The organism is Streptomyces sp. NPDC059499 (assembly GCF_042749285.1).
GTDB lineage: Bacteria > Actinomycetota > Actinomycetes > Streptomycetales > Streptomycetaceae > Streptomyces.
In genome coordinates, this window is sequence record NZ_JBHYTT010000013.1 from 105892 (window position 1) to 127379 (window position 21488).

The window sequence follows — 21488 nt, forward strand, 5'->3', positions numbered from 1 at the left end:
CGACCTCAGAACCGGGCGTGCAGTCTCCTGCCGAGCTCGACCGCCCGTGCGGCCTTCGCCCGGGGCGTCGCGAACGAGGTCAGGTCCACCGCCGGTGCGAACCGCCGTACGGTGACGGAGTGCGGCGCCGCGAAGGCCCGCAGCCCCTCCTCGCCATGGATCCGTCCGTACCCCGACTCGCCCGCGCCGCCGAACGGCAGTGCGGGAATCGCGGCGAAGCCGAGCACCGAATTGACCGACACCGCACCGGAGTCGAGGCGACCGGCCACCGCGAGCCCGGCCGCCCGGGAGCGGGTGAAGACGGCGGCCCCCAGCGAGTAGGCCGACGCGTTGGCCCGCTCGACGGCCTCGTCCATGTCGCGCACCGGATTCACCACGACGACCGGGCCGAAGGTCTCCTCCGTCACGGCCGGGGAATCCTCCGGTACGCCGGTCAGGACCACCGGTCCCACCGTTCGCGTCGGCGGCGCGTCGGGGCCGCCGAGCACGGCCCGGCCCCCGTCCACCAGTGCCTGCTTCACGTGGCGTTCCACCACGCCCAGCTGTGAGGGCAGGGTGAGCGGTCCGTACGCCTCGCCGGGAGTCAGCGCCCGCGCCCTGCGCACGATGCGCGCGCACAGTTCCTCGTGCACCGACGCCACCGCGTACACCCGCTCCACACCCGCGCAGGTCTGGCCGGCGTTGCCCATCGCACCCCAGACGATCGCATCGGCCGCCGCGTCCAGATCGGCGTCGGCCGCGACCAGTACCGCGTCCTTGCCCCCGCACTCGGCGAGCAGCGGCGTGAGCGTGGTCGCACAGGCCGCCGCGACCTTGCGGGCGGTGCCGGGCGATCCCGTGAAGGCGATCTTGTCCACACCGGCCGGACCGTCCGCGCCGGCCAGGGCGGCGCCGGTGGAAGCCGGGCCGGTGACCGTCCGCAGCAGGTCCGCGTGGTCCGGGACGGCCTCCCCGAAGCTCCGGGCCAGCAGAACCCCCACCCCGGGAGTGAGTTCGGACGGTTTGAAGACCACGGCGTTGCCCGCAGCGAGGGCGTAGCCGATCGAACCCATCGGCGTGTAGAGCGGGTAGTTCCACGGCCCGATCACCCCGATCACCCCGAGCGGGCGGTAGGCCAGCAGCGCCCGCTGATGGACCGACAGCACACCGGACGGCACCCGGCGCCGGCCCAGCACCCGGTGGGCGTTGCGCGCAGCCCAGTTCAGATGGACCAGTGTCAGCAGCACCTCGGCGCGGGCGTCGTGCTGCGGCTTGCCGGTCTCGGAGGCGATCAGTCCGGCGAACTCGTCGGTGCGCTCGGCGAGTGTCCGCTTCCAGCGCAGCAGCGCCGAGCGCCGCTCACGCGGTCCGAGCGCGGCCCAGCTCCGGCCGGCGTTCCTTGCCCGTGCCACAGCGGCGCGGATGTCCTCGATGCCGTGGACGTGATGGTCCTTCGGGGTCGTCATGTCTTCTCCATGGGCAGGGGTTCCAGCGGGCGGCTCTGTGCCCAGTGCGGGCCGAGGTCGTCGAGCTGGTATCCGAACGGGTAACTGCGGGGCCTGGGACGGGAGGGAAGCCGGCGTGGTCGGGCGGGCAGCAGACGCACCCCGTGCGACCGGATGCGCACCAACCGCACGGCCGTCGCCCGTAACCACCGGGGCTGGACCGGGAAACCGAGCGCCCGCAGGAGCGGCTCGTCCAGCAGGGCGAGCGAGAGCCTGGCCACCAGGGGGCGCAGCGGGCCCGGGTACCAGGCGGCCATGACCCGGAAGGTGGCGTTGGCGACCCGGCGGTTCGCCGGGTCGTACGCGAACATCCGGGCCTCGTAGGAGTCGAGCAGCTTCTCGAACCCTTCGTACGTGTCGGGAGCGCCCTCGATGCCCATCATGGCGGCCATGCGCCGTCCTGATTCCGCCAGCGCCCCGGCCTCCTGCGCGCACAGGGGACGCCACCCGAAGCGGTCGATCCAGCGTTTGGGGCCGACGACGGTCGTGGCCAGCACGTAGAGGTAGTCCTCGTTCGGGATGCGGTACTTGCCGTGGATGCGGTTGAGATGCCTGGCGGCGGCGCGGGCGCGCTCGGAGTCGAAGCCTTCGGCCGCCATCTCGTATCCGAACAGGACGGTGTCGTCGTAGCGCTTCTGGCCGTGGCGTTCGAACTCCTGGGTGCGGTCGAGCAGTACGGAGATTCTCGGGACGCCGTAGTCGCGCAGGAAGGCGACGCTGATGCCCTGCCGGTAGTCCCACGGGAACTCGTACTGCGACATCAGCCGGAGTATCTCGGCGCAGTCGCGGGCGGGATCCATACGGCGTATCTCGCGCAGTCGGCTGTAGCGGCCCATGGCGGGCAACCTCCTCTGTGGGTGGAGCCGGTTCAGGTACGGGGGCCTGCGGTGAGGCCCGTGAAGCGGACGTCACCGGCATCGACGAGGACCTGGCCCGCCTCGACGGACGTCGCGGTGAGCCGGGGCAGCCGGACGGCGACGGGAAGGTTCGCCGGAATGATGTCGGCGCCGACGCAGATGCGCGGGGTGTCGACACCGATGGCGGGGATCCGGATGGACGCCGTCAGCACCGTCGCGTAGACGTCGACATTGCGGATGTCGAGTTGCACATCGATGGTGGACGGGGTGCCGTCGGTGCCCTCGACCTGGAAGCGGTAGTCCTTCGCGACCAGGCGTTCGGCGTGGATCCACAGCACCTTGACCCGGCCGCCTCCCACCGTCGGCAGATACGTGGCGCCGTGGATGATCGCGTCGTACGCGTCGAGCCGGGCCGCCCCCACCTCGGGAGGGTGCGGACCGACGGGATAGGTGGCCCGGCCGGGGCCGGGCCGGTTCCCGATCGCCAGGGGCGGCGTCAGGGCGGTGAGATCGTCGGGGTCCTCGACGGGGCCGGGCCTCGCGGTCTCGCGGGAGGGCGGGTCGCCCCCGGGCGGCGGATTGTCCGGGCCGCCGGTGTCCACCCCGGTCAGGCAGGGGAGCGTGACCTGCTCGCCGCTGGGCTCGGAGGGCACGGACGGGGCCGGCGGGCTTGCGGACGGTCCGGGCGTCCCGGACACGGAGGGGGAGGGGGAAGGCGCGGTGCCCGCGGATTCCGAGGAGTCCGGAGCGGGAGCCGGGGCGGGATCGGAATCGCATTCGTCCTCGTCCCGGTCCCGGGGCAGGGGCAGCTTGTCGAACGGCCAGGGCAGAGTGACACCTCCCGGGTCCTCGCACGCCGCCGGAGCCTCCCCCTGCCCCGGTGCCGCAGCGACGAGCGCCCCGGTCAGGGCGAGGCAGAGGGGGAGCACCGCGAGGCGTGGCACCCGGTGTGCCGTACGGGTGCGGAGAGCCGGGCCCTCCCCGGCGGCGGAGGCTGCCCGGGACGGGCGCGGGGCGCGGCTCTCACACGCTTTTGGGTCCGGAACATCCGAAACGTTCTGGTCCGCCGGTGCGGTGCGGTGCGGTGCCGAAGGTGAGGTCCTGTCCGGCATCCAGCCGAACGCCATGGAGGAGCCCAGCAGGCCGAGCCCCACCCCGATCCCGAACCCGCCCAGGTTCGTCGTCGCCAGGGAGACCAGCGAGGCGATCGCCGTCACCACGGACACGAACAGCCGCTGGGCGGGCACGAAGACGAAGAACAGGCCGCCCGCGATCAGTACGAGCCCCACCCCGATCGCCGACATCGCGCCGATGCCGACCTTCAGCATCAGGGGCAGCGGAGCCAGCGGCAGGAAGATCATCTCCAGGCCGCCGAGCACCGTCCACACCCCGGCCCAGAACGGCCGCCGCCTGCGCCAGGCACGCAGTGGCCGTCGCAGCCCCGGAGCCGGCAGTACCCGGTCGAGCCGGCTCCCGGTCTCCTTCATCAGCTCGGCGCCGAAGCCGAGTACCAGTGGGATCACAGGTCCCGCCCTCTCAGAAGCACTCGGTGCCGTCGTCGCTGAGCTCGACCTCGAGCTTGTCGAGCGTCAGGGAGCCGCCGTTGGTGGCCCAGGCGGTGCTCCTCACGTCCCGTGCCAGGGCGGTGTCGGCCTGTACGCCGAAGATCCCGGCCGGCCCGCTGACACCCGGTGCCGCGTCGAGCGTCGAGGCGTCACGACCCGCCTGGACCCCGGTGATCCTGCCGCCCGAGCTGGTCAGCGCCTCCGCGTTCACCACGAGGTTCTCGCCCTTGATCGGCCTGTCGTTGCCGGACCGGACGATCAGGGAGACCTCCCCCACCAGCGGCAGCTTCTGCTTCATGGAGACACAGACGCCCTGGGCCGACCCGTTCTTGATCCCGGCCAGCAGGACCGCGTGCCCCGTGCCGTCCTTGCTGCCGATCGAGGAGGGGAAGCTCGCGATCCCCGAACCGTCGATCTCTTCGGCCGACACCTTGAAGTTCTTTCCGGACACCGCGAACGACGCGGCCATCGCCCCCTGTGCCAGTGCGATGACCACCGCGCCCACCGCGATCACCGAGGGGACGAACATCACCGCTGATCTCTTCCAGTGAGTGCGCCCCTCGGGGCTCAACTCACGTACTACGTCAGTCATTTGACGTTCCCTCTCGTCCTGAGAGTCAAAGTTACAAATACTATTGACTTGTTTCACGAGGCGCGTCAACACTGCTGACAGAGATTCGAGGAAGGGACCCGCATGGACATGCACCAGGGTGCCGAGCCACCCTCCGCAGCCAGGGCGCCGCTCCGGGGCAGCGCCGCGTGGCGCTACTTCGGGGACATCCGCAACCTCCTTGTCGCTCCCCAGCTGCTGCTCCTCCAGGTCGCCCACCCCGTCGTGGGTGCGGGCGTCGAGGACCACTCCGACTTCCGTGCCGAGCCGTGGCAACGGCTCTGGCGCACGGTGTCGTCGCTCCACACCGTGATCTACGGGGGACAGGCCGCGGCGACGGCCGAGGGCGAGCGCCTCCTGCGCGTCCACCGGCCGATGAAGGGCACCGACCACCTCGGCCGCCGCTACCACGCGCTCAACCCGGAGGCGTACCACTGGGTCCACGCCACCCTGGTCCGCGGCGCGTACGACGGGCACCGGATCTTCGGCAGGGGGTTCAGCGCCGGGGAGACCGAGGCGTACTACCGCGACATGCGCGACGTCGGCAGGATCTGGGGGCTGCGGGACCACCACCTGCCGCCCGACTGGGAAGCCTTCTGCGCGTACTACGACGAGATGGTCGGCGAGCGGCTGGAGCTCAACCGGTCGGTCCTGGACGTCCTGCACGAACTGCGGAGTCCGCAGAAGCCCCCGGTCCGGTGGATTCCCGGTGCCCTCTGGCGCCCGGTGGGCACCAAGGCCGCGCACTATGTCCTGCTGGTCACCGTGGGCACGCTGCCCCCGGTGCTCCGTGAGCGCCTCGGCCTGGACTGGACCCCCCGCCAGGAACGCTCCCTGCGGCGGTTCGCCCGGCTGGTGAGGGCGCTGGTGACCCTGGTCCCGCCACCCCTGCGGCTCGCCGGGGCGCTCGCGATCGCATACTGGAACACACACGGCCCGGGCACCGATCCGAGCACCCGCCGCCCCCTGGGAGCCCCCGCATGAGCAGCGCAGGAGAGCCCGTCCCGCCCCCGCCGGGCGGTGTCCTGTGGAGCCTCTCCGGCGACGTGCGCGGGTTGCTGATGCTGCCCGCCGCCCTGACCCTCCAGGTCGCCCACCCCGCGGTCGGGGCGGGCGTCGACGAGCACTCGGTCTTCCGTACGGACCCGTGGGGGCGCGGCGAGCGGTCCCTGCGCTCGCTCCAGCTCTGGGTGTACGGGGGACAGGAGGCGGCCGAGGAGGGGCGCAGGCTCAGGAAGCTGCACCGCACCATCCAGGGCACCGACACCCGCGGCCGCCGTTACCACGCGCTCACGCCCGCGAACTACGCGTGGGTGCACGCCACCGGCTTCCCCGTCTACCAGCACGCGGCGCGCTACCTTGTCCGCCCGCTCACCGAGGCGCAGGAGCGGGCCCTGTACCGCGAGTGGCTCCAGGTCGGCCGGATCCTCGGCATCCATGACCGGGACATGCCGCAGTCGATCGAGGAGTTCTGGCCGTACTACCGCAAGATGCTCGCCGACGAGATCGAGGCGACCACTGTCGTACGGGAACTGGTCGCCGTCGACAGCCCCGTCCCGCCACCCGACCGCGGTCCGTGGGCCGTGCGCCTGCTGCTGGCAGCGGTGTGGCCGGTCCTTCTCCCGCCGCTCGCCCGGTTCCGCAGCTTCATCACCGTGGGGCTCATGCCGCCGGACGCCCGCGAGGCGATCGGCCTCGACTGGACCCCGGCCCAGGAGCGGCACCTCCGGCGGCTGTGTGCCGTGGTCCGGCTGGTGGTGCCCCTGCTTCCCGAGCGGCTGCGCTATCTGCCCCGTGCCCGGACCGCGCGTGCCGCCTGGCACGCCGAGCGCGGGGGCAGAGGGTTCAGGCCGAGGCGCGACGGATCAGTTCGGTCGGGGTGATCACGGACGCGGGCCACTCGCCCGTACCGCTGTTCAGCCGCTCCATGAGCAGCCGGACCATCAACCGTCCCATTCCTTCGATGTCCTGACGGACCGTCGTCAGGGGAGGTTCGGTGGTGTCCGCCACCGACTCCAGATCGTCGAAACCGACGAGTGCCACGTCCTCCGGCACCCGGATCCCCCGCTCGTGGAACACCCGCAGGGCCCCCGAAGCCATCAGGTCGTTGGAGGCGAAGACGGCATCCAGATCCGGACAGGTGGCCAGCAGTTCCTCCATCGCCCGCGCGCCGCCCTCAGCGGTGAAGTCGCCGTCCGCCACCAGCGCCGGACCGGCGTCGGGCAGTACGTCGTGGTAGCCGGCGATCCGGTCGAGCGCGGAGGTCTGGTCGCGCGGTCCGGCGATGTGCGCGATCCGTCGCCGGCCGAGCGAGACCAGATGACGTACGGCCTCACGGGCGCCGCCCCGGTTGTCGCAGTCGACGTACGGCACGGGCGGCGCGGCGGCGTCCGTCCCCGGCGACGGGCGCTCGGGGCGGCCACCGTAGACCGTCGGCACGCCGAACCGCCGGATGATCGACGGCAGCTCGTCGTCCGTGTGCAGTGAGAAGGCCAGTGCGCCGTCCACATGGCCACCGGCCAGATAGCGGGTCACGCGGTCGAGGTCGCCGCTGCCCTCCACCAGGAGCAGCACCAGCTGGGCGTCGTGCGCGGTCAGTTCGCGGCTGATCCCGCGGATCTGGCGGGAGAAGAACGGGTCGGAGAAGATCCTGACCTCGGGTTCGTCGATGATCACGGCGACCGCACCGTTGCGCCGGGTGACGAGGGTGCGTGCGGCGTGGTTCGGGATGTAGCCGAGCTCGTCGACCGCCTTGCGCACCTGGTCGACCAGCGGCCGGCGTACTCCCGCACCGCCGTTGACGACACGGGACGCCGTTGCCCGGGACACGCCGGCGCGGGCCGCCACGGCCTCCAGGGTGGGCCGGGCGTCACGCTGCGGATCGTGGGTCGGATCGGGCACGTCAAGCTCCTCGTACACGCGCGCCCCGGCGGGGGAGTGGCCGGAACCGGCGGGCTGGACACGAACGACGGCCACCCTAACCGCACGGCTGTTTCGGCCGGACAGATGATCGCCCCCTGTTGCACGGGAGTTGACCGGGGTACCTTCCGCACACGCCGCTACGCGGGCGGGCCCGCTGCGGCCCTGCCGGCCGGACCCGGGAGGCAGTTGCTCGTGATCCCCCGACTCGCTCGTGCACTCCGTCACCGCTCCCTCGACCGCCGCGTGCTGCGGCGTCACGTGGGTGTGATCGTGGCGGCAGCCGCGCTGGCCGTGCCGTTCGCCACCGTGCCGGCGGAGGCCTCGCACCTCGCGCCCCGTACCGGATTCGAGATCAGCGGGGGTGAGCGGTGGACCGGGCAGGCGGAGGAGCAGTCCTTCCTCGCCGAGGTCGACCGGGCGAGCGGCCGCACCTTCGTCGAACGGATCGGCACGACGAAGGAGGGCCGCCCCCTGCGGCTCGTCCACATCGGAGCACGCACCCCGGCGGCGGGCACCGTACTGCTGATCTGCAGCCAGCACGGTGACGAGCCGGCCGGCCGTGAGGCCTGTCTGTCCGCCGTCCGTGATCTCGCCCTGGCCGAGGACCGGGCCACCCGGGCGCTCCTGTCCCGTACGCGCGTCCTGGTGCTGCCCACCGCCAATCCCGACGGACGTGCGGCGGACACCCGCGGCAACTCCGACGGCGTCGACATCAACCGTGACCACATCGCCCTGAGAACGGCCGAGGGCCGGGCCGTCGCGCGGGTCGTCCGAAATCAACAGCCCGATGTCATCTATGACTTGCACGAGTACGGTGCCACCCCGCCGTACTACGACAAGGACCTCTTCGTCCTGTGGCCGCGCAATCCCAACACGGCGCGCGGGGTGCACGACGCCGCCCGAAGCCTGGCCGACCGGTACGTCAGGCCCGCCGCCGCGGCATCGGGGTACAGCAGCGGCCTCTACGGGATCTGGACGGACCCGGTCACCGGAGACCCGATCAAGCAGACCGCGGGCGACGGCCAGGAGCGGATCCTGCGCAACACCGCGGGCATCAAGCACGCGGTCGGCCTGCTCATCGAGTCGCGGACCGACGCGCTCACCGAGGCGGAGCGCTCCGACCCGGCACTCAACAAGCGGCGCAGGGTCGAGTCCCAGCAGGCGGCACTCGGTGGTCTGTTCTCGTTCGCCGGGGAGCGCCACGGGCGCATCACCGCGGTCACCACCGCGGCCCGCCTGGCGGGTCTCGCCGACCGGGGCCCCGTCTTCCTCGGCGGCGCCGACAACGACCCGCCGGAACCGGGGGAGACCCTCCAGGACCCGCCCTGCGGCTACCGGCTGGACGCGGCCCAGTACGCGGACGTCGGCGACGAACTGGCCCTGCACGGCGTGGCTTCTCGCCGCGACGGTGACGGAGCGTACGTGTCGCTGCGCCAGCCGGCCCGCAAACTGATCCCGCTCCTGCTGGACGAGCGGGCCGCATATCACCTTGTAAAGGGGCAAGTCGATACGGCTTGTTGACCCCAGGGATGCACGTTGCGTGTGGTACTGCCTACGGAGAGCGAAATTTCGCACTGCGTGAAAGGTGCCATTTGTGTCACACGACGAGCAGAGAACGGATGGGCGGGGGGAGTACCTCCCGGTCACAGCCGATCTTCCCGCTGAGCAGCACGACGGCCGGCGCCCCACGACCGACAGGGTGGTCTTCGGCGTCACGGCGGTGCTCACCGTAGCCTTCGTGGTCTGGGGCTCCACGGCCACCGACTCGCTGGAGGACGTCTCCAGCAGACTGCTCAACGGACTCATCCACAACGGTGGTTGGGCCTTCATGCTGGCCGCCTCGGGGTTCGTCGTCTTCGCCCTCTGGCTCGCGATCAGCCGGTACGGGAAGATCTCGCTCGGCCAGGAGGGCGAGAAGCCCGAGTTCCGCACGGTCTCCTGGGTCGCGATGATGTTCAGCGCCGGCATGGGAATCGGCCTGATGTTCTACGGGGTGAGTGAGCCACTGGCCCACTTCGTCAATCCGCCTCCCGGGACGCGCCCCGCCGACGCCGCAGAGGCGATGCAGACGGCCATGGCCACGACCCTCTTCCACTGGACACTGCATCCCTGGGCGATCTACGCGGTGGTCGGTCTCGCCATCGCGTACAGCACCTACCGGCGGCGCAGGCGGCAGACGATCAGCGCGGTGTTCGAGCCGCTCATCGGGGCGCATCACGCCCATGGCGCCGGCGGCCGGTTCATCGACATTCTCGCCATCTTCGCGACGCTCTTCGGTTCGGCTGCCTCGCTCGGGCTCGGAACCCTTCAGATCGGCAGCGGTTTCCAGGAGCTCAACTGGATGGAGAAGACCGGCACCGGCCTTCTCGTGGCGATCATCGCCGTCCTGACGGCGGCCTTCGTCGCCTCCGCCGTCTCCGGCGTCGAGAAGGGCATCCAGTGGCTGTCCAACATCAACATGGTGCTGGCCCTGATCCTGGTGGTGTTCGTCTTCATCGCCGGCCCCACCATCATCGTGCTGGACCTGCTGCCCACCTCCCTCGCCGCGTACTTCGGTGACCTCGCCCAGCTCGCCGGGCGCACGGAGGCGACCGGCGAGGGCGAGGTGGCCGACTGGCTCTCGAGCTGGACCGTCTTCTACTGGGCGTGGTGGATCTCGTGGACGCCCTTCGTCGGCATGTTCATCGCGAGGATCAGCCGGGGCCGGACGATCCGTCAGTTCGTCGGCGGAGTCATCCTGGTGCCGAGCACGGTCAGCCTGGTCTGGTTCGCCGTCTTCGGCGGTTCCGCGATCAGGCTGGAGGAGGCCGGGCGCCTCAAGGGCGTCGGGGACACTCCGGAGGCGCAGCTCTTCGGCGTCCTCCAGGAGTTCCCGATCCCCACGGTGATGAGCATCCTGGTGATGGTCCTGGTCGGCATCTTCTTCGTCTCCGGCGCGGACGCCGCCTCGATCGTGATGGGCACGCTCTCCCAGAAGGGCGTGCGCGAACCGGCCAAGTGGGTCGTGATCTTCTGGGGCATCGTCACCGGCGCCGTGGCCGCGGTCATGCTGCTCATCGGCAACGGCAAGGGCGACGCCCTGGCCGGCCTGCAGAACCTGACCATCCTGGTGGCCGCGCCCTTCACCATCGTGATGATCGGCATGTGCGTGGCCCTGATGCGGGACCTGCGGGAGGACCCGCAGATCGTCCGCCAGGAGTTCGGGGTGGAAGCCGTCGAGTCCGCGGTGATCGAGGGCCACGCCAAGTACGACGGAGACTTCGAGATCCGGATCGGCCCCGGCTCCGAGGTCATCAGCGACGAACGGCACAAGGACGACCCGTCCGCCTGACCTGCGCTGCGGCTCAGCCCACCAGCTGGGCCGCAGCCCGCGCGCAGCCCCAGGCCACCGTCACCCCGGCGCCGCCGTGCCCGTAGTTGTGCACCAGCAGACGGCCTCCGGGCCGCTCCTCGGCCTCGATGCGCACCCCGCCGTCCCGGGCGGGCCGCAGCCCGACCCGGTGCCCCGTGATCCGGGCCCCGGCGATCTCCGGCCGTACCCGCGCGCAGCGCGCCACGATCTCCTCGGCCGTCCGGAGGTCGGGCTCCGTGCGCCAGTCGTCCGTCTCGGCGGTCCCGCCCAGCAGCAGTCCGCCCGGCTGGGGGAAGAAGTACGTCGTCGCGCTCGAAGCCGGGTCCGCCAGGGTGAACCACTCGTCGATGCCCGGGTTCTCCACCACCACCAACTGGCCCCGCACCGGCCGCATCCCCGGATCCGGGACCAGGCCGCGGGCGCCCAGGCCGGTGCAGTTGACCACGACGGGGGCCTCGGCGGCGGCCTCGTCGAAGCCGCGCACCGTGCGCCGCTCGGTCACACCTCCGGCCTCGGACAGCCGTCCCTGCAGCCAGCCCAGGTGGACGGGCATATCGATCAGGGGGAGGGTCACCCGCAGCCCCTGGCCGACCTCGGACACGTTCCTCAGGTCGCGCGCCCAGGGTCCCAGCGCCGTCAGCCGCTCACCCCCGTGCACCCCGGGGACCAGACGTACGCCGGTCTCGTCCGGAGCGGCGGCCAGTTCCTCGTACACCCGAAGCGACTGCAGCGACCAGTCGCCGACCAGTGCCTCCGGCTCGATCCGGTACGGCCACCACAGGGCGCCCGCCACCGCCGACGTCGTGGCCGAGGACGCGTCCCGTGACCAGAGCCGCACCCGGTGACCGCGCTCCGCCAGCACCACTGCCGTGGTCAGCCCGCTGACTCCGCCGCCCACCACGATCACGTCCGTCACACCGCTCACCCCTGCCACTCCTGCGGCCCCGGGCGGCCGCGCTCCTGGGCGGACGCTAACGGAATCCCCGAGCCGTGCTCACATCGGCCTCACGGTGGGAATACTCCCGTCATGTCAGCCCAGTACTCGACGTTCGGCCTCGCGCCGGCGATACGGGCCGGGGGAGTCCTGGCCGACGGTGGCTACCAGGCGCACCGCGATTTCATGGACTTCATCGTCGACGGCAGACCGCTGCTGTTCCAGCTGTCCGACCTCGACGCGGTCTCGCCGCTCGCCTCCGACGTACCGCCGGCGATATTCGCCACGCACGTACGGCGCCTGCTGCTCGACGCCGACGCCCCGCTGGCCGACAACCGCTATGTGATCTACGGCTGCCCCGAGTGCGAGAGCCTCGCATGCGGGGCGGTCACCGCCGTCATCGAACGGGACGGCACGGATGTCGTGTGGCGGGATTTCGCCTGGCAGACGTACGGGACCGTCGACCTGGAACGGGGCGGTTACCACGGGATCGGCCCGTTCCGCTTCGACGGCGAGCAGTACCGCACCGAGCTCGAACAGCTGCTCCCGACGGACGACACGACGGACGCACAGCGGGACGGGCCCGCCGCCCGGCGTCGCGTCCTGCTCATCGGGGCCCGCGTCGCGGTCCTCGCCAGGCTCGCGGCCGCCCTGCGCACCATCGGTATCGGCGCCGACATCACCCAGGACGCCGCCGGGGCGCCGCCCGCCGAACTGAGCGGGTACGGCGCCGTGGTCTTCGGCCGCGCGGTCACCGACGCGGAGCGCACCGTGGTGCGCGAGGCGTTCGGCCGGGCGGGCGCGGACGTCGCGTACGTGGACGGCGCCGCCCCCGTGATCCCGCTCCTCGTCGCCCGGATCGAGAACGCGCTGGACCGCACCCCACCCTCCGGGAAGCGGCTCCTCGGGCTCACCGCCACGGACGGCACGGCCTGCCTGCAGGTCAGCTCGACCTGCCGCGTGAGCCTGGTCGCGTACCGCCTCGACCTGCTGCACCGCACGCGGACCGAGGAGGTCTTCGACGGGGTCCTCGCCGCGGGCGAGCACCGGATTCCCCTGCAGGCACGGCTGAAGAAGGGGCGGTCCGCCCTCGTGGCGCGCAGTGCCGGGAGTGTGCTGATCGCGACCGTCGATCCCTGAGGCCGTCGCGACCCCCGCACGGGGAGCCGCACCCGCCGTCCGCCGGGACCGCACCCGCCACGGTTCGTTAGGATCGGCATCCTGATGACTGCCACTCTCGTCGCCAAGGAACTCGCCGCCGGGCACGGCGACCGCACACTCTTCGCCGGACTCGACCTCGTCGTCGCGCCGGGCGACGTGATCGGTCTCGTCGGAGCCAACGGCGCCGGAAAATCGTCGCTGCTCCGTCTGCTCGCCGGGCTGGACCGCCCGGAGGAGGGCGAACTGCGCCTCTCCCCGCCCACCGCCACCGTCGGACACCTCCCGCAGGAGCCCGAGCGCCGCGCGGGCGAGTCCGTGCGGGAGTTCCTCGCCCGCCGCACCGGGGTCGCCGAAGCGCAGACCGCGATGGACGCGGCGACCCAGGCCCTCGTGGACGGCGCGCCCGGCGCGGACGACGCGTACTCCGAAACCCTGGAGCGCTGGCTCGCCCTCGGCGGCGCCGACCTCGACGAACGGGCGGAGGAAGTGGCGGCCGACCTCGGGCTGAGGATCGGTCTCGACCTTCCGATGACGGCGCTCTCCGGCGGCCAGGCGGCCCGCGCCGGACTGGCCTCGCTGCTGCTGTCGCGCTACGACGTCTTCCTGCTCGACGAGCCCACCAACGACCTGGACCTCGACGGCCTGGAGCGGCTCGAGCGCTTCGTGTCCGGCCTGCGCGCGGGCACCGTCGTCGTCAGCCACGACCGCGAGTTCCTGATGCGTACGGTGACCAAGGTCCTCGAGCTCGACCTGGCCCAGCAGGAGATCAACCTCTACGGCGGCGGCTACGCCTCCTACCTGGAGGAGCGCGAGCGGGCCCGTACCCACGCCCGTGAGGAGTTCGAGGAGTACGCGGACAAGCGCTCCGCGCTCGAAGGCCGCGCACAGATGCAGCGCGGCTGGATGGACAAGGGCGTCAAGAACGCCCGCCGCAAGGCGACCGACAACGACAAGATCGGCCGCAAGTTCCGCAGCGAGGCCAGCGAGAAGCAGGCCGCGAAGGCCCGCCAGACACAGCGCATGATCGAACGTCTCGACGTCGTCGACGAGCCGCGCAAGGAGTGGGAGCTGCGGATGGAGATCGCCTCCGCCCCGCGCTCCGGCTCCGTCGTCGCCACCCTCCGCGACGCCACGGCCGTCCTCGGCGACTTCTCCTTCGGTCCCGCCACCCTGCAGATCGACTGGGCCGACCGGGTCGCCATCACCGGCGCCAACGGGGCGGGCAAGTCGACGCTGCTTGCCGCGCTGCTCGGCCGGCTCCCGCTCGGCTCCGGCCACGCGTCCCTCGGCTCGGGAGTCGTGGTGGGCGAGGTCGACCAGGCGCGCAAGCTGTTCCACGGTACGGAGAGCCTGCTGGACGCCTTCTGCGCGGCCGTCCCCGAGACGGAGCCGGCCGAGGTCCGTACGCTGCTCGCCAAGTTCGGCCTGCGCGCCGACCACGTGCTGCGGCCGGCCACGACGCTCTCCCCGGGCGAACGCACCCGTGCCGCTCTCGCCCTCCTCCAGGGCAGGGGTGTCAACCTGCTGGTCCTGGACGAGCCGACGAACCACCTCGACCTGCCCGCGATCGAGCAGCTGGAGTCGGCGCTCGACGCGTACACCGGAACGCTGCTCCTGGTCACGCACGACCGGCGGATGCTCGAAGCCGTCCACACGACCCGGCGGGTCGAGGTCGCCGACGGCAAGGTCGTCGAGGTCGGCTGACAGCGAGGGACCCGCCCCTCCCGGCAGCTGCCGGGAAGGACGGGTCCGTCATGTGCCCGCGGAGGGGCGGCGTCGATCGGCCCGTAACGGGCCGCCTCAGTCGACGTAGGTGATCTCGGACGAGGAGTAGATGCAGTTCGTGCCATCCGCTCCCGAGCCGATCTCGCTCGGCTCGCCGCTGGTCGTGCCCTTGTACTTGGTGCAGATCTTCATGTCACGGTCGCCGTCGTCGTAGATCGTGACGCCCGAGATCCGTGCCGTGTCACCGTAGTTGGTGTTGATGCCGACCAGGCTGGTGCCCGGAGCCGTCGCCCAGATGTTCTGGAGCTGGATGTGCCGGGCGTTCTGCGTGGAGCAGTTGCCGCAGGAGCGGACCAGCTTGCCGAAGTCGTCGACCTGGAAGTTCTTGACGACCAGTGTGCCGACACCGTTGTGCTGGAAGACCTTGTCCTCGGCCAGCTTCGCACCGCCGCCGTCGATCGTGCGGACCGTCGAGGAGGAGCCGCCGCGGAAGGTCGCCGCGTCCTCACCCACGTCCTCCCACCAGACGTTCTTGAGGGTGCAGGTGCCGGCGCAGTGCACACCGTCCGCGGCCGGAGCGCCGAGGATGACGTTCTGCAGGGTGGCGCCGTCCGCCAGCTTGATCATCGGGGGCTGGTCCTCGTCCTGACCGCCACTGCCCAGGTCACCGGTGCCGTAGAGGCGCTTCAGACCACCGTCGTACGTACCCGAGACCTCGATGGTCGCGGAGACGGCCTGGCTGCCGTTGGCCGTCGGCCACGACGGCGGCGAGTCCGGGTCGGTCGGCGGGTCGGTGGGCGGGTCGGTCGGGTCGGTGGGCGGGTCCGTGGGAACCGTGCCCGAAGCGGTGAAGGTCCAGTTCTTGCTGGTCACCGAGTCGCAGGAGTTCTGCTGGACCAGGGCGCCCGACGCGGTCGAACTGTCCTTCACGTTCAGGCACTTGCCGCCGTTGCTGTTGACCACCCGGTAGGTGCTGCCGCTGACCGCCGTCAGCGTCCAGACCTGGGTCGCAGCACTGCCGCAGGTCTGCTGTTCCACCGCCTTGCCGGCGCTGGTGGAGGCATCCTTCACCCCGGCGCACTTGGAGCTGTGCGCGGCGGCCAGCGTGTAGCCGCTCCCGGAAGCCGTCAGCTTCCAGGTCTGGGTGGTGGCCGCGTTGCAGGCGCTCTGTGCGAGCTGCACGCCGGCGGAGGTGCTGGATCCGGGCACGCCCAGACACAAACCGCTGGCCGCGTTCTTCAGTGTGTACGAGCCGGTTGCCGGTGCGGCTGTCGCCGAGCCCGTGGCGAACAGCGCGGTGAGGCCTGCGGCGATCACGGAGACGGTGGCCACGAGTGAGGCGGCCGCGCGGCCGCCACGTCTCCTGACGTGCTGATTCTTTGTGCGCACTAGGTATTCCTTTCACCGCCTGCGGCATCGTCCGCAGGCACCTGTCGGTGGTGTGGTGCGGTGGTGAAGGCCGTTCCCGATTCCGGAAGAATTTCAGTACGTGAATCAGGTTCGTGTATGTGAACTGAGGTGACGGTACGTCACCCACTGCGCGCGGTCAAGAAGTTGGTGCGAAGGATCAGTCGGCAGGGTGCGCCGGGGCTGCTGTGGAGTCCCGGACGACCAGGGAGGTCGCCAGGGTGGTCTGCGCCGTTGCCGGTCCGCCGCCCGATGTCTCCACGGTCTGGATGAGCAGATCGACCGCCGTGCGCCCCGCCGCGGCCGTGGGCATGACGACCGTGGTGAGCCGGGGGCGGTTCAGCCGGCCGGCCACGGTGTCGTCCACGCCGATCACGCTGATGTCCTCCGGCACCCGTACGTTCCGGTCGTCGAACCCTTCGATGAGTCCGATGGCGACCAGGTCGTTGTAGGCGATCACCCCGGTGGCTCCCGTCCTCAGGACGGCGGGCGTCGCCGCGATGCCGCCGTGCTGCGTCGGCCGGTTGGGGCCGAGTACGTCCAGCCTGACCCCCTGGTCCGCGGCCGCCCTGCCGGCTGCCCTGCGCATCTGTGCACTGGTCCACGAGCCACGGGGGCCGCCGACCAGGGCCAGGTGCTCGTGGCCCAGCCCGGCCAGGTGTTCCACCGCGAGCGTGGCGCCGTGCGCCACGTCCATCAGTACGGCGGACAGCCCCGTCACGGACCGGTTGACCAGGACGAACGGCAGCTCCCCGCTCAGTCGGCCGATGACGTCGTTGGCCAGCCTGGGGCTGACCAGGACCACTCCGTCCACCTGGCGGGCCAGGGTCTGGATCAGTTCCTCCTCGGCAGCCACGTCCTCGTCGGTGTCGGCCACGAAGACCTGGTAACCGCGGACCCGGGCGTACGCCTGCGCGGCCTTGATGAGCGGCGGGTAGAAGGGGTTGGCGATATCGGAGACGATCAGTCCCAGATTCCGGGTGCGCCCCGTGGTCAGGGCGCGTGCGGTCTCGTTGGGCTGGTAACCCAGTTCCGCGGCGATGGCGAGCACCCGGTCCCGGGTCTCCCGCTTGACCAGGTGGGAGGCCGAGAAGGCCCGGGAGACGGTCGAGACATGGACCCCGGCTGCCTGGGCGACGTCACGGATGGTCATGGCCACGGTTCTCCCCTTGCCCGCCCTGCGCCGCCGCCGCTCCGTCACCCGTCGCGTACCGGTCGACACTTCTCCCCAGGATCCTCAGCCTAGTCCGCGCGGTCCGGCCCGTGCGGACTTGGGGGGCGGTCCCGAGTTATGCAACCGGTTGCACAACTGGGCAGGTGTCAGGGATCGGCTCGGCCTTGACGGTGAGGGCGGCGCCGGAGCGGGTGGGGGAGCGTGGCGTGCCGGACATGAGTAGTCCTCTCAACGGGTGGAGTCGGTGGGGGGCGAGAGGTGCTGGGCTCGGTGTCTCGCTCCTGTGGGGTGCGGCTCGTGCTGCGCGGAATGCAACCGGTTGCATTCTGCTTGGCCATCAGCGTGGCGGCGGGTTCTGAACATGTCAATGCTTCGGGCAACACCCGTCGGATGTAACGGTCTTGTTCCCGACAGCCGGGCGACCCCGGACGAAGGCAAAGGAAACGGGCGGACAGGAAGAGCTCCTGGCCGCCCGCTCCTGTCCGCCCGCTCCGTCGCCTCAGCGCTTACGGCCGCCCCGGTCGGGACCCGTCAGCCCCGCACGCCGCAACGCGTCGGCCATCGCGCTGTTGGCCGGTGCGGCGGCCGGACGCGGGGCAGCGCCCTGGCCGTCGCCACGCCGGTCGCGGCCCTGGCCGCCACCGCCCTGGCCGCCACCGCCCTGACGGCCGCCCTGCGCCTGCCGCTGCCCCTGGCCGCCCTGGCCCTGGCGCTGCCCCGGGCTGCCCTGCCGCTGGCGCGGCGGCCGCTCGCCGTCGCCCTGCCCGTTCCTCTCGCGCCGCGGGCCCTGCCCGCCGCCCTGCGCGTCCGCGGCCTCGTCGTCCAGCCGCAGCGTCAGCGAGATCCGCTTGCGCGGGATGTCGATCTCCATGACCTTCACCTTCACGATGTCGCCCGGCTTGACGACATCCCTCGGGTCCTTGACGAACGTCCGCGACATCGCCGACACGTGTACCAGGCCGTCCTGGTGGACGCCGATGTCCACGAACGCGCCGAAGGCCGCGACATTCGTGACGACACCCTCCAGCACCATGCCGGAGGCCAGATCGCCGATCTTCTCGACGCCCTCCTTGAACGTGGCCGTCTTGAAGGCGGGCCGCGGATCGCGGCCAGGCTTCTCCAGCTCCCTGAGGATGTCCGTGACCGTCGGCAGGCCGAACTTCTCGTCCACGAAGTCGTCGGCCCGCAGCGAGCGCAGGACACCGGTGTTGCCGATGAGCGAGGCGACGTCCCCGCCCGTCGTCTTCGCCATCGTCCGCACCACGGGGTAGGCCTCCGGGTGCACACTCGACGCGTCGAGGGGGTCGTCGCCCCGGATCCGGAGAAAGCCCGCGCACTGCTCGTACGCCTTCGGGCCCAGCCGTGCCACGTCCTTCAGCGCCCGGCGGGACCGGAACGGGCCGTTGGTGTCCCGGTGCGCCACGATGTTCTCGGCGAGCCCGGAGCCGATGCCCGACACCCGCGAGAGCAGCGGCGCCGACGCGGTGTTGACGTCGACACCCACACCGTTCACGCAGTCCTCGACCACCGCGTCCAGCGAGCGCGACAGCTTCACCTCGGACAGGTCGTGCTGGTACTGGCCGACGCCGATCGACTTCGGATCGATCTTCACGAGCTCGGCGAGCGGGTCCTGCAGACGGCGCGCGATCGAGACCGCGCCGCGCAACGACACGTCCATGTCCGGGAGTTCCTGCGAAGCGAAGGCCGACGCCGAGTACACCGACGCGCCCGCCTCGGACACCATCACCTTGGTGAGCTTCAGCTCCGGGTGCTTGTCGCACAGTTCACCGGCGAGCTTGTCCGTCTCGCGGGACGCGGTGCCGTTTCCGATCGCGATCAGATCGACGTCGTGCTTCTTGGCCAGCCGTTCGAGCGTGGCCAGCGACTGGTCCCACTTGTTCGCCGGAACGTGCGGGTAGATGACGTCGGTAGCGACGACCTTGCCGGTCGCGTCCACCACGGCGACCTTCACACCCGTGCGGAAGCCTGGGTCGAGCCCCAGCGTCGCCCGGGTACCGGCCGGCGCCGCGAGGAGCAGATCGCGCAGGTTCGACGCGAACACGCGTACCGCCTCGTCCTCCGCCGCCGTACGCAGCCGCAGCCGCAGATCGATCCCGAGATGGACGAGGATCCGCGTCCGCCAGGCCCAGCGCACCGTGTCGCCCAGCCACTTGTCACCGGGCCTGCCGCGGTCGGCGACACCGAAACGGCGGGCGACCATGTTCTCGTACGTCGAGGGGCCCGGCTGGTCGGTGCCCGCGGGCTCCTCCGGCTCGAGGACCAGGTCGAGCACATCCTCCTTCTCGCCCCGGAGCATCGCGAGGACCCGGTGCGAGGGCAGTGCGGTGAACGGCTCCGCGAAGTCGAAGTAGTCGGCGAACTTCGCACCGGCCTCCTCCTTGCCCTCGCGGACCTTCGCGGCCAGCCGGCCGCGGGACCACATGCGCTCGCGCAGCTCACCGGTCAGATCGGCGTCCTCCGAGAACCGCTCGGTCAGGATCGAGCGGGCACCGTCCAGGGCCGCGGCCGGGTCCGCCACGCCCTTGTCCGCGTCGACGAACGCGGCGGCCGCGGCGAGCGGGTCCTTCGACGGGTCACCGAGCAGTCCGTCCGCCAGCGGCTCCAGACCCGCTTCGCGCGCGATCTGCGCCTTCGTACGGCGTTTCGGCTTGAAGGGCAGATAGATGTCCTCCAGCCGCGCCTTGGTGTCGGCCGCGCGGATCTGCGCCTCCAGGGCGGCGTCGAGCTTGCCCTGCTCGCGTACGGAATCGAGGACCGCCGCACGACGGTCCTCCAATTCCCGCAGATACCGCAGTCGTTCCTCGAGCGTGCGCAGCTGCGCATCGTCGAGCATCTCGGTCGCTTCCTTGCGGTAGCGCGCGATGAACGGCACGGTCGACCCGCCGTCGAGCAGCTCGACGGCCGCCTTCACCTGACGCTCACGTACGCCGAGCTCCTCGGCGATCCTGCCTTCGATGGACGTCGTCACGGTTTTCCCGACTCGCCTTCTCGTACTGGCTGTGCTGGCTGTGTGCCACGGAGTGGTCCACATCCGGTGTGGTCACCTTCGCCTGCATTGTGCCGGGTGGCCGGGTGCCGTGTCGCGTGACCTCGTCGGCGGTGCCGCGGACCGCCCGCTCAGGCGCGCCGGGTCCGGCCGCCGCGCGACGCGCCGCCGAAGACCTTGGCCACCAGCCGGAAGGGGAGCGTCACCACGGTGCCCACGGCGGAGCCGATGGTGCGGAAGACGTCTGCGATCGTGCGCATGATGTTCTCCTTCGTCGGGGTGTCTGTGTGTGCTGTGCGCCTGACCCCGACGACGACCCGTAAACGTTTCGGTACTCAGCCCTTTCCGACGAGGTCGTCCGGGAACGCTCCGGCCGCTGCCGCGGTGAACAGGTATCCGCGCCCCAGCTCGGTCAGCCGCTCCACGCCCTCCGCGCCCAGGTGCTCGTACGGCGCGGCGTCCATCCGGTCCGTCGCCTCCTCCAGGCCGGCCCTGAGGGCGGTGCCCGCGTCCGTCAGCTCGCCCGCGTCGTCCAGCAGGCCGCGTCCACGCAGCCGCTCCACCGCGGCGTCCCAGTCGGCGCGCCGCCAGCCGCGGGTGCCGAGGATCCAGCGGGGCGCCATGCCCTTGCCGGTGGCGGTGTGGCTGACCAGGGCCTCGACCGGGTCGAGACCGGCCGCGAGCAGGGCGGCGAGGTGGGCGTCGCCCCGGTGCTCGCGCAGCAGCGTCGCCGCGTGCCAGAACGCCAGGTGCGGTTCGTCCGGCACCGGCAGATCGGCGTGCGCGGCGTACAGCGGCCGGGCGTGGCGGGTGCAGGCCTCCGCGGCGCGCAGGGCCAGCCCGGCGGCCTCCGCCATCTCGGGGGAGGCGACGGCCTCCTCGCCGAGCAGCCGGCGCAGCGTCGAGTCGGCGGCGCGCAGCCGCGCGTCGAGCGCCGCCTGGGGCGAGACCACGGACCACACGGCGGGCAAATGGCGGGACACCAGCTCGTGGTTGAAGTTGTAGAAGGTGGACGTCACCGCTCCGGCCCCGACGGCGCCCAGCGCGGCGGCGCGGGCGGCGAAGTAGGTCGCGCTCGGGTCGTCGATGCCGAGCTTGCCGAACTCCGCACCGAGGTCGGGGGAGAAGTAGACGCAGGAGTGCAGGGGGTTGACCGAGTTGTGGCAGCGACGCCCGGCGCGGGGCGGAAGAGTACTCATGCCTGCACGTTACCGACTGGTCAGTACGTCGCGAAACCCCGGCGACGCGGTGACATGGCCCGCGCCCCCGGTATGGCAGGAAAGGTGGGGA

General features: G+C 71.4%; 17 protein-coding genes. 6 read left to right on the forward strand and 11 right to left on the reverse strand.

Features of this window, described 5'->3' with window-relative positions:
• Positions 1-5 precede the first annotated feature (5 nt).
• From ACFW9O_RS26960 to ACFW9O_RS26975, 4 genes are read right to left on the reverse strand one after another with little or no spacing between them, the layout of a single operon-like run.
• A complete protein-coding gene (locus ACFW9O_RS26960) occupies positions 6-1445 on the reverse strand; it encodes an aldehyde dehydrogenase family protein (RefSeq protein ID WP_384612851.1) in 1440 nt (479 codons plus the stop codon).
• Positions 1442-2320: an oxygenase MpaB family protein gene (locus tag ACFW9O_RS26965; RefSeq protein WP_384612853.1), complete on the reverse strand. Its 879-nt coding sequence runs from the start codon at positions 2318-2320 to the stop codon at positions 1442-1444. The genes ACFW9O_RS26960 and ACFW9O_RS26965 overlap by 4 nt, the downstream gene beginning before the upstream one ends.
• 32 nt (positions 2321-2352) lie before the next feature.
• Entirely contained in the window at positions 2353-3864 is a 1512-nt protein-coding gene (locus ACFW9O_RS26970; protein WP_384612855.1) for a DUF6114 domain-containing protein, read from the reverse strand.
• 13 nt (positions 3865-3877) lie between these two features.
• Positions 3878-4498, reverse strand: coding sequence for a DUF6230 family protein (locus tag ACFW9O_RS26975; RefSeq protein ID WP_384612856.1), 621 nt, complete (start codon positions 4496-4498; stop codon positions 3878-3880).
• 102 nt (positions 4499-4600) lie between these two features.
• Here ACFW9O_RS26975 and ACFW9O_RS26980 point away from each other — a divergent pair, with 102 nt between their 5' ends.
• Positions 4601-5500, forward strand: coding sequence for an oxygenase MpaB family protein (locus tag ACFW9O_RS26980; protein WP_384612859.1), 900 nt, complete (start codon positions 4601-4603; stop codon positions 5498-5500).
• Positions 5497-6399: an oxygenase MpaB family protein gene (locus tag ACFW9O_RS26985; protein ID WP_384612861.1), complete on the forward strand. Its 903-nt coding sequence runs from the start codon at positions 5497-5499 to the stop codon at positions 6397-6399. Before ACFW9O_RS26980 ends, ACFW9O_RS26985 begins: the two co-directional genes overlap by 4 nt.
• On the opposite strand, the gene ACFW9O_RS26990 is transcribed toward ACFW9O_RS26985, so the two are convergent.
• On the reverse strand, positions 6362-7417 hold the full coding sequence (locus tag ACFW9O_RS26990) for a LacI family DNA-binding transcriptional regulator (protein WP_384612863.1): 1056 nt from the start codon (positions 7415-7417) through the stop codon (positions 6362-6364). The two genes, ACFW9O_RS26985 and ACFW9O_RS26990, sit on opposite strands and share 38 nt — an antisense overlap.
• A 207-nt stretch (positions 7418-7624) precedes the next feature.
• On the opposite strand from ACFW9O_RS26990, the gene ACFW9O_RS26995 reads away from it, so the two are divergent.
• The gene (locus ACFW9O_RS26995; protein WP_384612864.1) at positions 7625-8959 is read left to right on the forward strand and encodes a M14 family metallocarboxypeptidase; all 1335 of its coding nucleotides are present in this window, start codon (positions 7625-7627) and stop codon (positions 8957-8959) included.
• A gap of 73 nt (positions 8960-9032) precedes the next feature.
• Entirely contained in the window at positions 9033-10769 is a 1737-nt protein-coding gene (locus ACFW9O_RS27000) for a BCCT family transporter (RefSeq protein ID WP_351170262.1), read from the forward strand.
• A gap of 13 nt (positions 10770-10782) precedes the next feature.
• Here the strand turns inward: ACFW9O_RS27000 and ACFW9O_RS27005 are convergent, their stop codons facing one another.
• Complete coding sequence (locus ACFW9O_RS27005; protein WP_384612991.1) at positions 10783-11706, reverse strand: FAD-dependent oxidoreductase; 924 nt, start codon at positions 11704-11706, stop codon at positions 10783-10785.
• Between the two features lie 111 nt (positions 11707-11817).
• Between ACFW9O_RS27005 and ACFW9O_RS27010 the strand changes: the two genes are divergently transcribed.
• A complete protein-coding gene (locus ACFW9O_RS27010) occupies positions 11818-12864 on the forward strand; it encodes an oxidoreductase (protein WP_384612866.1) in 1047 nt (348 codons plus the stop codon).
• A gap of 84 nt (positions 12865-12948) precedes the next feature.
• Positions 12949-14589 carry an ABC-F family ATP-binding cassette domain-containing protein gene (locus ACFW9O_RS27015; RefSeq protein WP_384612868.1) on the forward strand — a complete coding sequence of 547 codons (1641 nt, stop codon included), beginning with the start codon at positions 12949-12951 and terminating at the stop codon, positions 14587-14589.
• Positions 14590-14685: 96 nt separating this feature from the next.
• On the opposite strand, the gene ACFW9O_RS27020 is transcribed toward ACFW9O_RS27015, so the two are convergent.
• The 5 genes from ACFW9O_RS27020 to ACFW9O_RS27040 all read right to left on the reverse strand — a co-directional run bounded on the left by ACFW9O_RS27020 (position 14686) and on the right by ACFW9O_RS27040 (position 21397).
• Positions 14686-15999, reverse strand: coding sequence for a pectate lyase (locus ACFW9O_RS27020; RefSeq protein ID WP_384612869.1), 1314 nt, complete (start codon positions 15997-15999; stop codon positions 14686-14688).
• Positions 16000-16177: 178 nt separating this feature from the next.
• Positions 16178-17170 (reverse strand): LacI family DNA-binding transcriptional regulator, encoded by a 993-nt coding sequence (locus tag ACFW9O_RS27025; RefSeq protein ID WP_351170277.1) that lies wholly within the window; start codon positions 17168-17170, stop codon positions 16178-16180.
• Between the two features lie 520 nt (positions 17171-17690).
• Positions 17691-20180, reverse strand: coding sequence for a Tex family protein (locus tag ACFW9O_RS27030; protein ID WP_384612871.1), 2490 nt, complete (start codon positions 20178-20180; stop codon positions 17691-17693).
• Between the two features lie 149 nt (positions 20181-20329).
• Positions 20330-20458 carry an LPFR motif small protein gene (locus tag ACFW9O_RS27035; protein ID WP_351170283.1) on the reverse strand — a complete coding sequence of 43 codons (129 nt, stop codon included), beginning with the start codon at positions 20456-20458 and terminating at the stop codon, positions 20330-20332.
• Between the two features lie 75 nt (positions 20459-20533).
• Positions 20534-21397 carry a hypothetical protein gene (locus ACFW9O_RS27040; RefSeq protein WP_384612873.1) on the reverse strand — a complete coding sequence of 288 codons (864 nt, stop codon included), beginning with the start codon at positions 21395-21397 and terminating at the stop codon, positions 20534-20536.
• Positions 21398-21488: the final 91 nt, after the last annotated feature.